This is a genomic window from Microcoleus sp. N3A4, assembly GCF_036701805.1.
Lineage (GTDB): Bacteria > Cyanobacteriota > Cyanobacteriia > Cyanobacteriales > Microcoleaceae > Microcoleus.
This window is the reverse complement of sequence record NZ_JAUBRJ010000020.1, coordinates 67,548-80,673: the sequence shown is the minus strand read 5'-3', so window position 1 is coordinate 80,673 and position 13,126 is coordinate 67,548. Positions and strand designations below refer to the sequence as shown.

Sequence of the window (13,126 nt, the reverse complement as noted above, 5' to 3'; positions counted from 1 at the left end):
CTGTTCCACAAGAGATAAATTTTCTTGTGGAACAGGCATCTTGCCTGTTCTTGACAATGGTGCAAGATGTGAGATATAACGGATTGAAGGAAGAAGGAATAATGTATGAGTATCCAGCAGTAATTTCATAGATTCCCTGTCCAAAATTCGTCTGGTAATGGTTCATCAAAATCGTCGCTTGTCCCGATCGATCCTGCGTGCAATCCCGCTGTACGCTGCTTAGGTGGGGATGCAATGGGTGCTAAACGGACAAGGGGAATGCCGCCTTCTGTGAGAACAACCTCTATGCCTTTAAGTGCTAGAGATAATAACTCTTTTAAATTTGTCTGTGCTTCTTGCACGTCAACTGTTTTTGTCAGCATTGCAGTTATCCAAGCTAGGGATTAAAAGTGCGATCGGACAGAGGTTAGCAATTTCTATCTTAAATTGCTGATTTTATTATACTGTTAAATATCACAGGTCAAAGTGACGGCGGAAGCGGGGGTCTAATTTGTCGGTTTTCTGTTGGTTGCAGGTGCGGCAGAGGGTTTGCAAGTTGCTGATGTCGTTGCTGCCGCCGCGCGCTAGGGGGATGATATGATCGATCGTCAGTTGGGTTTCTAGTTTGGTTTGACCGCAGCTTTGGCACTGGTATTTATTGCGATCGAATACATATTTTCTGACTTCGGGGGGAATGGGGATTCTAGGGGTTTTAGACATAATGATTTTTAACCGCAGATGAACGCGAATTAACGCGGATGTTTGATGGATTAGCTGGGTGAGTTTTCTTGATTGAGAAGTTGGCGGCGCAAATCATCGAGGGGGGATTCTGGTTGGCTAGTTTCTGATTCGTTGTTTTCTGGTGTTTCTTCTACTTCAGGTTCGTCTGGGCAAAATTCTATAGTGACATTGAGTTTAAGCTTCATCTTTCCTTTCTTCCAGCCCTGAGCACCCACTTTGAGAATTTCACAATCTATACCTTCACCAAACCATTTTTGATAAGCATTACGTACATGGATATGTAGTTGCTGTTGGCTTAACAACTGATTGAGTGTCTGTCCTAACCCATTTTCCGGCAAAACTTGATTTACTGTTTCCTTCAATTTTCCTACTTTAAGCATTGCGTTATCAAAAGATAAAGCATCATCATTACCACAGTTGTGAAAATCAAATTTATCTTCCATATTGATATCTAACCTAATAGGTTTTTTAGCCATGAGTTTTAACCGCAGATGAACGCGAATGAACGCGAATTTTTGATGGCTCAGTCGGCAAATAGTTCGTCATAAATGTCATTTTCCGCACTCAGCCAATCTTGATAAGCTTGGGATGCAAGCAGCGGTGGAACAGATTCTTTCCCTTTTGTCAAGAACACGGCTAGGTTGAGAAGTGTTGCTAACTTATCCTCGGAAAGTTGCTCGATTATTGTTAGAAGTTTTTGGCGAATGTTCATAGGATTAAAATCGCTCTTTGTTGGCTATATTATCACAATAAACACAATAAAGAAACCAGGTGAATATAATTCACCCGGATTTCAATTATTCACCATCCACCGAAACGCTATCATTTTGTCCAATTACAGGCAACAAATGCTCGTGCAATTTCATCGCCTGCAAACAACTATTAATCCCAGAAACCGCCCGATCGTACTCTTGAATCTTTTGCTCATTCTCAGCTTGCCGCCGCAGATTCCTAGCGATTTTCTCCTCCGCCTCCTGCGCCAAAGTTTGCTCGACATAATCGCGGGCTTGACTGTACTTCTGCAAAATATCATCCGCTTGCTTTTCGGCCATCGGCAACAAATGATCTTTCAGCGTCTTATTAACAGTTTGTCGAAAGGTTTGTCGAATTGTTTTCGATACTTTTGGCTCGAAATCTAGTCGCAACAATTGTCTAATTGCGGGTTGGGCCTCTACCATGTTTTCGCAGTCGTAACCTTGGGATGTTTGCTGCAATGTTTGCCGGAATTGATAAATAGAAAATGTGTCTTCGTCGTAAAAACGGGGACTTTCTCGCACGTAGCGATCGCACTCAACGCCCGCCGCATTTACCAAAGCATCAGAAACCCGCTTTGACAACTCCTCTAACTGCTGTTCAATTCCCCCGTCGTTACCTAACAAGCGATAAAGTAATCGATAGTATTCAGACTTACGAACGCTGTCTTTCAAATACTGGAAATAATTATCAACCAGCGACGCCGTAGACTCTACTAAAATATCTTCTAACTGATTGGCTAAATAGTAAAGAGCCTCAACTAAAACAGCAATTAAAGGTGCTGTAGCATTGCGGGGATGAGTCAGCACAGTGCGGCCGTAAGCTGCCTCAACCGAAAAGCTATCTAGCAATTCATCCAAGCGCCGGATCATCCGAGATTGCAGTTGCCGAAAGTCGGTGTCAAAAATCTCGCATTTATTCATAATCATTTCATTGATTTCTGTGGCGATATGTTCCCGAAAGTCCTGTCCGACTTGCTGCAATTCTTGATTTAGCCGCAAAAGTTCCTGTGCTTTCATCGCCTCAATTTCGCGGGGCTGGCTGTCCAAATTCCGCTGGATTGTTTGGTAGTGTTTTCGCAGTTGAATGCACAAGTCTTCCAAGTCGTCGGCGAGATTTTTGAACAGTTGCGGGCGTTTTTCTTCGGTGAGGTAGCGGGTGATTGCTGTGCGAAAATCTTCGATACCGCTATCTTGAATTAATTGAGCAATTAACGGTTGTCCTTGCTCTGCAAGAATCCGCACGTAGTTTTCATTTGGTGTTTCGTAGCTGTTAACTGAAATCCGAAATTTGCTGGGAGAAAGTTTGCCGGAATTCGCGCAGTAGCGGTTAAATTCGCTGATAAATTGCGGAGTTTCTTCACTCTTTTCGATAAAATCTGAATCTAACTTAATATCTAAATCAACCCGCCCCTGACTTGCGGCAAATATTGTATTTAAACCAAAGCGATCGCGCCCTGTTGTGCTTTTAATCAAACTGCCGTAAAATCCCAACAATCCGCTAGTTTTGTAAACTCTAGCAGTATCGCGAAAGTCGGAATTAATCAGATTTTCTAAGCGCTGTCGGAGTTGAGTGTTGTACCAAGTTTCGTCGATGCGGTTGAAAATGTAAAACAGCCGATCGCGAATTCCCGGATTTCCCCGTGTTTTTTCCATCAACTCGGTTTCTTCCGTCGTCATTTCCCCAGACGAAGCCGCTTTCAAAACGCAGACAACCGCCGAAGTATCCGGGCTTTCAATCTTATCATAAGTCAATTCTGCATCCCGCTGCACCGGCGCATCAATTCCCGGCGTATCGATAATAATATTGCCATCTTCCAGCAGCGGATGATAACAGTAATATTCTACTCGCTTGAGTACAGCACTGTTGCTACCGCGACGGGCATAGCTAGCAGCTTCTTTGAGATTGGAAAAGTTAAACTGTTCCATCGAGTAGGTAGCGTTTTCTACACTTTGGATGCGATCGCGATTTGCATTAAAACCTTCTAATAGCAGCATCAAAGCCTTAGCTTGTTTGGCTACCTCCGATTTATTCTCGCCGCCTTCCGTTTCAATAATTATGTTACATCCCTGAGACAACAGCGACACTACATCTGTTTGATTAATATTAAGTTCAGTAGGTAAACCTAGCCGATCGCAAAGCACAGAAGCTTGCTGGCTAATTTCAACTTCGCTCAAAAAAGTGAGAACAACGCGCTCTTTTTCCGGCTCAGCAAAGGCGATATAACATTCAGTACCTGTCGCGTGCCCTTCTGCACTGTAGAGCAATTCTCGCTCTAGCAAAGCATTAATCAGCATCGATTTTCCGGCACTGAAAGCACCCGCAAATACAATCTCAAATTGGGGAGAAATTGCCTTTTTCAGAGAAGCTTGTACCGCCGTAATATCTTGTTGTCGCAAAGACGATTCCTGACGCAGCAGTTGCAGTAAACAGTCAACTTGCTCTTGCAGGTTTGTGCATTGATGGGGCATTTGAGTCATCGCGGCAGACTGCTCCTGATTTTGGGAAAATTACCTTATTGTTAATTTTCGGCTAGTTCAGGAATAATCACAACAGTAATTTTACTTATGTTATCCAGGATTGCTAAAAGTGCGATCCTCTTCGAGGGCTCCGCTAACGGCTATTGGGCGGGTAAATCTTGTGTTTGCAGCCAAGCTGTTAAATCTGATATGTCGTTAAAATTTAACAAAGCTTCTCCTAAGTTTTCCAATTGGTCGATCGACAATTCCCCAATTTGACTTTGAACTTCGGGAGTCACAGCACCTACACGGCGTTCCAACAGACGAACAATCAGTGCTATTTGTCCTACTTTGATTCCTTCTTCTCTTCCTTCTTCTCTTCCTTCTTCTCTTCCTTCTTCTCTTCCTTTTTCTGTTCCTATTTGCACTGCTTTAGAGATTGCACCTCGCCGATCTTGGATATAAATCTCCTGTTTTAGCAAGTCACTTAACTCGTCACGATTCAAATTAGCTCTACTTGCTATTGCAAATGCTTTATTGATTTCTGGTACAACTTGCATTGTTTCAGGTACTGTGTTTAAGTCTCTGGCAGTTTTGAGAAAATAAAGCCATTTGTCGGTCAAAGTTTCTAACTCCTCCAGACTTTTTTTAAACTTGGGTAATTCAACAAAAACTAATTCGATATCGTAAATAGGATAATCAGTTAAAAACTCTCTTTCTTTCAGAACAAACCGCGAAGTTACTTTGTCAAAATCCTCAAACATCTCAAAATCAGTGATTGTCAAGGCAATCACTGGATTTAACATTACATATCGATCGGCTGTTTCTAATTGGGTGGAATAAGCTTTAGCTGCATTGTACAAAATTCGCTTTTCAAAAGCCTCTACGTTCAAAACCTGCATCTCGATAATGACAGTTGTGCCGTCATTTAAGTTGGCTCTAATATCTAAGTAAGTATCCTTAAGACCTCGAATTAGCGGTAATGAATAAGGATCGACGATTTCTAAACTTTCGATGGTGGGCTGATTGTCATACAGCAAGGCATTCAAAAAACTAATGAGAATGTCTTTGCTATTTTCAGAACCGAAGATTTTTTTGAAGGCAAAATCAGTCTTAGGATTGATGAATGTGAACATATAGGTAATGGGTTATTTTTGATAGCTCCGGCGTAATGTTTAACTGGTTCCCTGGATCTGCCTGGGAATCAATTTCTAGAGGCTCTGCCTCGCTCTTCTATGAGGAAAGTTGGAGGCAGAGCCTCTGGATATGCGTTACCAGGCAGAGCCTAGTAACGGGTAGAATAGGTAATTAACCATTGACATCAACTCTATTATACAGACAAATCATGGCGTGGTTTAAAAGACTCAACCTCTCGCAACTTCTGGTACAATTCTCTTTCTTCGTCACTAATTTCTTTGGGGATTAACACCTGAATTTCTACCAATTGATCGCCCCGATCGCCATTTCCCGTCGGATAGCCCTTGTTAGCAAGCCGCAACCGCTTTCCAGACGTTACTCCAGGCGGCAATTTCATCTTTACCAGGCCATCCAGCGTCGGCACTTCAATATCTCCACCCAACACCGCTTCGCTGGGAGTCAGTGGCAATTCGCAGCAAATATCCGACATTTCCAATCGAAAAAATGGATGGGGAGAAACCGTGATTTTCAAATATAAATCCCCGCCGCCAATACCTTGATTTCGCAAGCGAATCCGCTGGCCTGATACCATAGCAGGAGGCAGATTCACCTCTATCGCTCGCCCGTCTTCCAGGCGAATTCGCTCGGTACCGCCCGAATAAGCCCTTTCCAAAGGCAGAGTTAGTCTGGCCTCAATGTCTCTTCTGGTTTCGCGATCGACTGTTTCCCTAATTTCCCGTCGAATTTCGCGATCGACTGTATCCCGTCGAATTTCGCGATCGACTGTATCCCGTCGAATTTCGCGATCGACTGTATCCCGTCGAATTTCGCGATCGTCCAAATCCCTTCTAGGTGGGCGAGAATTAGCAACATAACTCGTTTTCTTAGAAGCTGTACTCCACGGTTCAGAGGAGGGTACTCCCGGTGCATCATTCGCTGTCGCCATCCTCACTTCCCGGCGCCTTCCGAGCACTTGGTCGAGAAATTTATTAAAATCCGAGTAATCGCTAAAATCGACATCTTCCGCCGGTTTTTTGCGGGTAGCTTTACTGTTTCCCCAGCTTTTAAAATTGGGAAGTCGCACCCCTTGCTTGCCTTGAAATCCCTTTTGTTTCCAGAATTTACTAAACTGATCGTATTGAGCCCGCTTGTCGAGATCGGAAAGAATATCGTAAGCTTCATTAATATCCTTAAACCTATCTTCAGCAGATTTGTCCCCCGGATTCACGTCAGGGTGCAACTGCCTCGCCAGTCGTCGATAGGCTTTTTTTATCTCATCAGCCGTGGCATCTTTGGGCACTCCCAAAATTAGATAGTAATTGCGAAAATTCTGCATAGTTAGTCATTAGTCATTAGTTATTAGTCATTAGTTATTAATTATTAGTCATTAGTCATTAGTCATCGTGCTTCCCTGGTTCAAACTAGGGACTAATGACTGGGGACTAATGACTAACCACTAATTAGAGCCAATCGTCGTCATCATCCCAATCGTCACTTTGATTTTGATAAGGGCGACTCGGGCGATTAGCACTGCTTCTACGATCGCCCATCCGATCGCCCATCCGATCGCCCATCCGATCGCCCATCCGATCGCCCATACGATCGGGAATTGGATCGACAGTCGATCGCCTGTACGGCTTAGCATTGGTATAATAGCTGCTGTCATCGCTGCGCCGCTTAGTACCGTCGCCCGTAAAAGTGCGCTTCACAGACTCAAAGAAATCGTCATCATCGTCATCATCAGCAAACGCGGAAACTTCCCGGCTCAAATCGTAAAGAGCATCTTGTAAATCCGAGCCAACTTGGTCAACTCCCCGCTCGTCGTTGCGTTCCAAACTGTCTCGCAATTCCCGAATTAAAGTGTCAATTCGCTGGCGGCTTCTTTGAGCAAACTGCATTCCGCGATCGAGCGCCACCTCTCGCAACTGCCGTTCAGCTTGATAAGCTAAAGCTTCAGCGCGATTGCGTTTTTCTACCCTTTCCCGCTGCAACTTATCAGCTTGAGCAAACTGTTCCGCATCGCGAATCATTTGATTCACTTCCTGCTGACTCAGCGTCGAAGCACCTTGCACAGTAATACTTTGTTCCCTGCCGGTAGTTTTGTCTAAAGCAGTCACCAACAGCATCCCGTTAGCATCAATATCAAAAGCTACTTGTACCTGCGGAATCCCTCGCGGTGCCGGCGGAATTCCAGTGAGTTTAAACCGTCCCAAAGACTTATTATCTCTGCCTAATTCCCGTTCCCCTTGGATCACGTGAATTTCTACCACAGTTTGGTTGTTTTCAGCAGTCGAAAAAATGTCCGATCGCCTGACGGGAATAGTAGTATTCCGAGGAATCAGTTTTTTCATCACCCCGCCGATCGTTTCCAAACCCAGCGAAAGCGGCGTCACATCCAACAACAGCACATCGCGGACATCGCCACCCAAAATCCCCGCTTGAATTGCCGCACCCACCGCCACAACTTCATCGGGATTGACATTTTGATTCGGTTCTCGATCGATCAAACTGCGAACAACTTCCTGAACCAAAGGAATGCGAGTCGAACCGCCTACTAACACAATTTCATCTATGCGAGAAGGACTCAAATTTGCATCAGCCAAAGCTTGTTTCACCGGCCGCCGCAGCCGCTGCACCAAATCTGTGCACAGCCCCTCAAATTGACCGCGAGTTAGTCGCGTTTCCAAATGCAAAGGCCCGTCTTCATTGGCATCGATAAACGGCAAATTAATCTCCGTGACACCGACTCCCGACAGCTCTATCTTGGCTTTTTCTGCCGCTTCGATCAGGCGCTGCAAAGCTTGGCGGTTTCGCCGCAGATCCACGCCTTCTTTTTCTAAGAATTGTTCGGCCAACCAATCCACAATTTTGGAGTCAAAATCATTGCCGCCCAACTGAGTGTCGCCGCTAGTTGCTTTAACTTCAAATACTCCATCTCCCACGTCTAAAATCGACACATCAAAAGTACCGCCGCCCAAATCAAACACTAAAATAGTTTGACTTTCTCGCCTCTCCAAACCGTAAGCCAAAGAAGCCGCCGTCGGCTCATTTAAAATCCGCTTGACATCAAGTCCGGCAATTCGTCCCGCATCCCGCGTCGCCTGTCGCTGCGAGTCGTTGAAATAAGCGGGAACAGTAATTACAGCCCCCGTCACCTCTTGTCCCAGATAGCGGCTGGCTTCATCGGCCAGTTTCCGCAACACCATCGCCGAAATTTCCTCTGGGGCAAAATCTTTTTTCAGGCGGGGACACTTGACTTTGATGTTCCCGTTTTCGTCGCGGCGAGTTGTGTAAGGGACGCGCTTTGATTCTGGAGTCAGTTCGGTATATTTGCGTCCGATGTACCGCTTGACGGCGTAAAACGTGTTTTGCGGGTTGAGAACAGTTTGGCGTCTGGCCATCTGTCCGACAAGGCGTTCTCCTTCCTTGGTGAAAGCAACCACCGAGGGAGTTGTCCGCATCCCTTCTGCGTTGGCAATCACAACCGGTTTGCCGCCTTCCATGACGGCTACTACTGAGTTTGTCGTTCCGAGGTCAATGCCAACTACTTTTCCCATACGTCAGTTGTCTCCTGTGGCGTTGTGTGTAGCTTTTTCAATATCAGCGTTAAGTATGATTGCACTTATTGTACCGCGTCGAGAAGCGGGGGCTGCAGGGGGATTGCCTCACCTGCGGCTGAGGCTGGGGTTTGCTGGGTACGATCGCCCTTTTTTCGATCCGGTTTGGCGCAGCAACCGAGGAGCAAATTGATTAGAATGGAGAGCAAAAGTTATACCTACCATCAACATAGAGGTAGCCTGAATGACCGGATTAGAAGTATTGCAGTCAGTTGAGTTTCTCAATATAAAAGGCAAACAAGTTGCTGTCTTAGATGTCGAAAATTGGCAAGCACTCATCAAATGGTTAGAGACTTTAGAAGATTTGCAAATTGCTAAAAAAGCATTAAATCAGTTAAAGGCTGCGGGTGGAAACCGCGATTGTGTCGGTTGGCAGGATTGGGAAGTAGTTAAAGATAAGTGGGATGAAAATTGAGGTTATTACCAGATTAAATTTCAGTACAAACTTAAGGAGGCAGAGTTATGCAAAGTATTAAAGTGCGATCGCGCGTCGGTGCGGACGGGATGCTGCATTTGCAAGTCCCGGTTGGGATTAAAAATATAGATTTGGAAGTTATTGTAGTTTTCCAGCGCATAGCACCCGCAACTGAGGCTAAAACCCCGGAAGATTTAGGCTGGCAACCTGGTTTCTTTGAGAGAACTTTCGGGTGCTTCCAGGATGAACCTTTATTGCGGGGAGAACAAGGGGAATTTGAGGAACGGGAGGAATTGCTGTGATTTATTTGCTGGATAGCAATACCTGTATTGGTTACTTGAACGGTAGAGCAGTTGGAGTTTTACGAAGGTTACAAGCTCTACCTTCAGATGAGGTAGCAGTGTGTTCTGTTGTGAAAGCTGAACTATTCTATGGAGCTATGAGAAGCAAAAATCCAGAACGCTCGATCGCCCAACAGCAAGATTTTTTGAATCGCTTTATATCTCTTCCCTTTGATGACCAATCTGCCGTAATTTACGGTCAAATTCGCGCTCAACTAGCTGCATCTGGCACACCAATTGGCCCTAATGACCTTTTGATTTCCTCTATAGCTCTTGCCAACAACCTAATTCTTGTAACTCACAATACCCGCGAGTTCAGTCGCGTTGAGGGTTTGCGTCTGGAGGATTGGGAGATAGAGGCATGAGTTAGAGACGATCGCATTTATTGTACCGTGTCGAGAACCAGGGGCTGCGGGGGATTGCCTCACTTCGGACAAGCGGGTGCGGTTGGATAGGTGCGATCGCTCCGCTGACGATCGCGTTTTGCTAAACTAAAAACAGCTAGCAGGCTTGTTGAGCAAACAGGAACATAAAAATATGACTGTCAACTCTGTTCAGAATTCAGAATCCTCTCAAGAACACTCGATCGTTGACGTGCAGCAAACCAACTGCTGTATTGTCGGAGGTGGGCCGGCGGGTGCTGTTTTAGCATTACTTTTAGCGCGGCAAAACATTCCAGTCATGCTGCTAGAAGTACACAAAGATTTCGATCGAGAATTTCGCGGCGATACCCTGCATCCGTCAGTAATGGAAATTATGGATCAATTGGGAATAGCCGAAAAATTGCTGGAATTGCCCCATACAAAAATGCGCCAACTCACCATCCAAGCTGCTGGCAATACCGCCACACTCGTAGATTTGTCCAGTCTCAAAACAAAGTATCCTTACATCACTATTCTTCCCCAAGTCAAGTTTCTCGAATTTATCACTGCCGAAGCGCAGCGCTACCCCTGTTTTCAGCTAGTAACGGGAGCTAATGTACAAGAAACGATCGTCGAAAATGGGGTTGTGTGCGGCATTCGCTACCGGGGACATGGGGGATGGCATGAAGTGCGATCGACCCTCACTGTCGGTGCAGACGGTCGCTTTTCCCGCCTGCGCCAATTAGCAGGTTTTGAACCGATTAAAACTTCCCCGCCGATGGATGTCCTGTGGTTTCGTTTGCCGCGCAGTCCCGATGATGTCAAAGATTCCGGCGTAGGAGGTCGAGCTGTTGGAGGTCATTTATTAGTCACGATCGACCGCTTGGATTATTGGCAACTAGGTTACATTATTCTGAAAGGCAGCTATCAGAAATTGCGCGAATCAGGAATAGAAGCTTTGCAAAAATCTCTTGCTGAATTAGCACCAGAATTTGCAGATAGGGTCGAGCAACTGAAAGATTGGTCGCAAATTTCTTTTCTGTCCGTGGAATCGAGTCGCCTTCCCCGCTGGTATCGTCCCGGTTTGCTCTTAATTGGGGATGCCGCTCATGTCATGTCGCCAGTCGGTGGCGTGGGAATTAACTATGCTATTCAAGATGCTGTCGTCGCGGCCAATGTACTCAGTAACCCCCTGAAAAACGATCGCGTGCATCTGTGGGATTTGGCAGAAGTGCAGCGACAGCGGGAGTTGCCCACACGCCTCATTCAAGCATTTCAGTCCTTGATGCAGGAGCGAATTATTAAGGGGGCATTAAATAGCGATCGACCGTTTACACCGCCAGCTTTGTTGCAGTTACCAATTTTGCGAAATATTCCAGCGCGATTAATTGGTTTTGGATTTACTCGGGTTCGGGTGCGAAATCAATGAGATACACCTATACTTAAGTTATACCTATCATCAACATAGAGGTAGCCTGAATGACCGGATTAGAAGTATTGCAGTCAGTTGAATTTCTCAATATAAAAGGCAAACAAGTTGCTGTCTTAGATGTCGAAAATTGGCAAGCACTCATCGAATGGTTAGAGACTTTAGAAGATTTGCAAATTGCCAAACAAGCATTAAATGAGTTAAAAGCTGCTGGTGGAAATCGCGATCGTGCCGGTTGGTTGAAATGGGAAGCAGTTAAAGATAAATGGGATGAAGATTGAGGTTATTACAGGATTAAATTTCAGTACAAACTTAAGGAAGCCAGAGTTATGCAAAGTATTAAAGTACGATCGCGCGTCGGTGGGGACGGGATGTTGCATTTGCAAGTCCCGGTTGGGATTACAGATACAGATTTGGAAGTTATTGTAGTTTTCCAGCGCATATCACCTGCAACTGAAGCTAAAACACCGGAAGATTTAGGCTGGTCTCCCGGTTTTTTTGAGAGAACTTGCGGGTGCTTCCAGGATGAACCTTTGGTGCGGGGAGAACAAGGGGAATTTGAGGAACGAGAGGAATTGCTGTGATTTCTTTGCTGTGATTTCTTTGCTGGATAACAAGACCTGTAAATGACTTACTTGCTGTATGCAGGTGTCGATGGATTGTAGAGAACAGCGATGATTGAAAAACTTACTCCAGAACAAGAAGATTTAATGCTAGTTAATGATGAAAAGTGGTGGGAAATCATGTACTCCACTGAGCCGCTCGATCGCCAAAAAGCAGCAGAGGCAGTTAAACAAGCTTACCTCGCAATTGACGAAAAAGAACCCGAAATTATTTTTTGCGGTAGCCCCTACGAAGCCGCTAATCTTCTTATGAGCTGCGAATCACTTACTCAGCTATATGAAAAATTCGGAGCCAACATTTTTGAGAAATTTGCAGAGCAACTGTACAACGAGACTTGGGAAAATATAAGCGAACAGCTTTCAGATGAGTTGTCGGGCACGTTTTACCCGCAAGCATGGAATAGATTTTCTGATATTTTTCAGGAACTATTGGAAGCAAGCATTGGTGAAGTAGAGTTTTTTCACGATAAAGATTATCAACCTTTAGATTCTATAGTATGGGCAGAATTTGCCGCAGGTTGTGACTTCTGCTTCTCCGTCTTAAAGTGCAAATACAACCCCATAAAGTGGCAAGCGCTTCAATCTTTGACAACTCAATGCGGCTGGATTTTTACCTATGAAAAAGTTTGCATTGTGTGCGATCGCCCCCGCATCCTCTCCTTCGACAGCCAACACCGCCTCCACGCCGAAGGAGGGCCCGCCATTCAATTTGCCGATGGATACAGCATCTATTCCTATCACGGCGTCACCTTACCCGAAAAATACGGAAAAATCCATCCGCATGAATGGCAACCTCAATGGCTTTTAGAGGAAGAAAACGCCGAACTCAAGCGAGTGCTAATTCAAGGAATTGGTTACGATCGCATAGCCCGGGAATTAGCAGCCGTTGAATTAGATACTTGGCAAGAATACACCCTATTAAAAATTGATAAAAACGTTGACTTAGAGCCGATTTATCTGTTAAAAATGACTTGTCCCAGCACCGGATTTATTCACGCTTTGCGAGTGCCGCCCGATATCAACTCAGCGAGAGAAGCGATTAAATGGGTGAATTGGGGAGTCGATTCTGAAGAATTTTCAGTACAGACTTGAATGGCATTATAGTTTTATAAACAAAAGTGCTGAACTTATTTTGTTAAAGTCAGAACTTACGCATAAGTACCAAAGAAACCGGGTTTATGGCCGTTTTTGCGGGTTGTAACGCCTTTCTGGGCAAAAAAACTGGTTTCTGACCACCCGTGCGTCCAGGACTGAAAGTGTGAAATATATC

The 13,126-nt window shown here is 45.1% G+C and carries 16 protein-coding genes; 8 read left to right on the top strand and 8 right to left on the bottom strand.

All coding sequences use genetic code 11. The features are described 5' to 3' along the window. Nucleotides 1-125: 125 nt before the first annotated feature. From QUA56_RS14345 to dnaK, 8 genes are all read right to left on the bottom strand, one after another. Nucleotides 126-362 carry a toxin-antitoxin (TA) system antitoxin gene (locus tag QUA56_RS14345; RefSeq protein WP_333358616.1) on the bottom strand — a complete coding sequence of 79 codons (237 nt, stop codon included), beginning with the start codon at nt 360-362 and terminating at the stop codon, nt 126-128. 91 nt (nt 363-453) lie between these two features. Next, nucleotides 454-699 carry an HNH endonuclease gene (locus QUA56_RS14340; protein WP_333358614.1) on the bottom strand — a complete coding sequence of 82 codons (246 nt, stop codon included), beginning with the start codon at nt 697-699 and terminating at the stop codon, nt 454-456. A 50-nt stretch (nt 700-749) separates the two neighbouring features. After that, nucleotides 750-1,196, bottom strand: a complete 447-nt coding sequence (locus QUA56_RS14335; protein WP_333358613.1) for a KGK domain-containing protein — start codon at nt 1,194-1,196, stop codon at nt 750-752. Between the two features lie 47 nt (nt 1,197-1,243). Then, nucleotides 1,244-1,432, bottom strand: a complete 189-nt coding sequence (locus QUA56_RS14330) for a hypothetical protein (RefSeq protein ID WP_333358611.1) — start codon at nt 1,430-1,432, stop codon at nt 1,244-1,246. Nucleotides 1,433-1,517: 85 nt separating this feature from the next. After that, entirely contained in the window at nt 1,518-3,953 is a 2,436-nt protein-coding gene (locus tag QUA56_RS14325) for a dynamin family protein (protein ID WP_445242908.1), read from the bottom strand. A 140-nt stretch (nt 3,954-4,093) separates the two neighbouring features. Continuing rightward, on the bottom strand, nt 4,094-5,068 hold the full coding sequence (locus QUA56_RS14320) for an Rpn family recombination-promoting nuclease/putative transposase (protein ID WP_333358607.1): 975 nt from the start codon (nt 5,066-5,068) through the stop codon (nt 4,094-4,096). 194 nt (nt 5,069-5,262) lie between these two features. After that, nucleotides 5,263-6,405, bottom strand: a complete 1,143-nt coding sequence (locus QUA56_RS14315) for a J domain-containing protein (RefSeq protein ID WP_333358605.1) — start codon at nt 6,403-6,405, stop codon at nt 5,263-5,265. A 124-nt stretch (nt 6,406-6,529) separates the two neighbouring features. Continuing rightward, nucleotides 6,530-8,626, bottom strand: a complete 2,097-nt coding sequence (dnaK, locus tag QUA56_RS14310) for a molecular chaperone DnaK (protein ID WP_333358603.1) — start codon at nt 8,624-8,626, stop codon at nt 6,530-6,532. Nucleotides 8,627-8,681: 55 nt separating this feature from the next. Between dnaK and QUA56_RS14305 the strand changes: the two genes are divergently transcribed. The 8 genes from QUA56_RS14305 to QUA56_RS14270 all read left to right on the top strand — a co-directional run bounded on the left by QUA56_RS14305 (nt 8,682) and on the right by QUA56_RS14270 (nt 12,948). Beyond that, nucleotides 8,682-8,819, top strand: coding sequence for a hypothetical protein (locus tag QUA56_RS14305; RefSeq protein ID WP_333358601.1), 138 nt, complete (start codon nt 8,682-8,684; stop codon nt 8,817-8,819). Between the two features lie 51 nt (nt 8,820-8,870). Next, nucleotides 8,871-9,101, top strand: coding sequence for a hypothetical protein (locus QUA56_RS14300; RefSeq protein WP_333358599.1), 231 nt, complete (start codon nt 8,871-8,873; stop codon nt 9,099-9,101). A 47-nt stretch (nt 9,102-9,148) separates the two neighbouring features. Then, the gene (locus tag QUA56_RS14295) at nt 9,149-9,403 is read left to right on the top strand and encodes a hypothetical protein (RefSeq protein ID WP_333358597.1); all 255 of its coding nucleotides are present in this window, start codon (nt 9,149-9,151) and stop codon (nt 9,401-9,403) included. After that, on the top strand, nt 9,400-9,807 hold the full coding sequence (vapC, locus tag QUA56_RS14290) for a type II toxin-antitoxin system tRNA(fMet)-specific endonuclease VapC (protein WP_333358595.1): 408 nt from the start codon (nt 9,400-9,402) through the stop codon (nt 9,805-9,807). Before QUA56_RS14295 ends, vapC begins: the two co-directional genes overlap by 4 nt. A gap of 172 nt (nt 9,808-9,979) precedes the next feature. After that, on the top strand, nt 9,980-11,233 hold the full coding sequence (locus QUA56_RS14285; protein WP_333358593.1) for an FAD-dependent oxidoreductase: 1,254 nt from the start codon (nt 9,980-9,982) through the stop codon (nt 11,231-11,233). A gap of 50 nt (nt 11,234-11,283) precedes the next feature. Then, nucleotides 11,284-11,514, top strand: a complete 231-nt coding sequence (locus tag QUA56_RS14280; RefSeq protein WP_333358591.1) for a hypothetical protein — start codon at nt 11,284-11,286, stop codon at nt 11,512-11,514. 48 nt (nt 11,515-11,562) lie between these two features. Next, complete coding sequence (locus QUA56_RS14275) at nt 11,563-11,817, top strand: hypothetical protein (protein WP_333358589.1); 255 nt, start codon at nt 11,563-11,565, stop codon at nt 11,815-11,817. Nucleotides 11,818-11,907: 90 nt separating this feature from the next. Continuing rightward, on the top strand, nt 11,908-12,948 hold the full coding sequence (locus QUA56_RS14270) for a DUF6745 domain-containing protein (RefSeq protein WP_333358587.1): 1,041 nt from the start codon (nt 11,908-11,910) through the stop codon (nt 12,946-12,948). Nucleotides 12,949-13,126 lie beyond the last annotated feature (178 nt).

Bases quoted from the DNA above. Each gene is read 5' to 3' on its own strand.
- QUA56_RS14270 (WP_333358587.1), top strand. From the start codon at position 11,908: ATGATTGAAAAACTTACTCCAGAACAAGAAGATTTAATGCTAGTTAAT.
- QUA56_RS14345 (WP_333358616.1), bottom strand. From the start codon at position 362: ATGCTGACAAAAACAGTTGACGTGCAAGAAGCACAGACAAATTTAAAA.
- QUA56_RS14280 (WP_333358591.1), top strand. From the start codon at position 11,284: ATGACCGGATTAGAAGTATTGCAGTCAGTTGAATTTCTCAATATAAAA.
- QUA56_RS14315 (WP_333358605.1), bottom strand. From the start codon at position 6,405: ATGCAGAATTTTCGCAATTACTATCTAATTTTGGGAGTGCCCAAAGAT.
- QUA56_RS14300 (WP_333358599.1), top strand. From the start codon at position 8,871: ATGACCGGATTAGAAGTATTGCAGTCAGTTGAGTTTCTCAATATAAAA.
- QUA56_RS14295 (WP_333358597.1), top strand. From the start codon at position 9,149: ATGCAAAGTATTAAAGTGCGATCGCGCGTCGGTGCGGACGGGATGCTG.
- QUA56_RS14330 (WP_333358611.1), bottom strand. From the start codon at position 1,432: ATGAACATTCGCCAAAAACTTCTAACAATAATCGAGCAACTTTCCGAG.
- QUA56_RS14325 (WP_445242908.1), bottom strand. From the start codon at position 3,953: ATGACTCAAATGCCCCATCAATGCACAAACCTGCAAGAGCAAGTTGAC.
- dnaK (WP_333358603.1), bottom strand. From the start codon at position 8,626: ATGGGAAAAGTAGTTGGCATTGACCTCGGAACGACAAACTCAGTAGTA.
- QUA56_RS14285 (WP_333358593.1), top strand. From the start codon at position 9,980: ATGACTGTCAACTCTGTTCAGAATTCAGAATCCTCTCAAGAACACTCG.
- QUA56_RS14305 (WP_333358601.1), top strand. From the start codon at position 8,682: ATGATTGCACTTATTGTACCGCGTCGAGAAGCGGGGGCTGCAGGGGGA.
- QUA56_RS14340 (WP_333358614.1), bottom strand. From the start codon at position 699: ATGTCTAAAACCCCTAGAATCCCCATTCCCCCCGAAGTCAGAAAATAT.
- QUA56_RS14335 (WP_333358613.1), bottom strand. From the start codon at position 1,196: ATGGCTAAAAAACCTATTAGGTTAGATATCAATATGGAAGATAAATTT.
- QUA56_RS14275 (WP_333358589.1), top strand. From the start codon at position 11,563: ATGCAAAGTATTAAAGTACGATCGCGCGTCGGTGGGGACGGGATGTTG.
- QUA56_RS14320 (WP_333358607.1), bottom strand. From the start codon at position 5,068: ATGTTCACATTCATCAATCCTAAGACTGATTTTGCCTTCAAAAAAATC.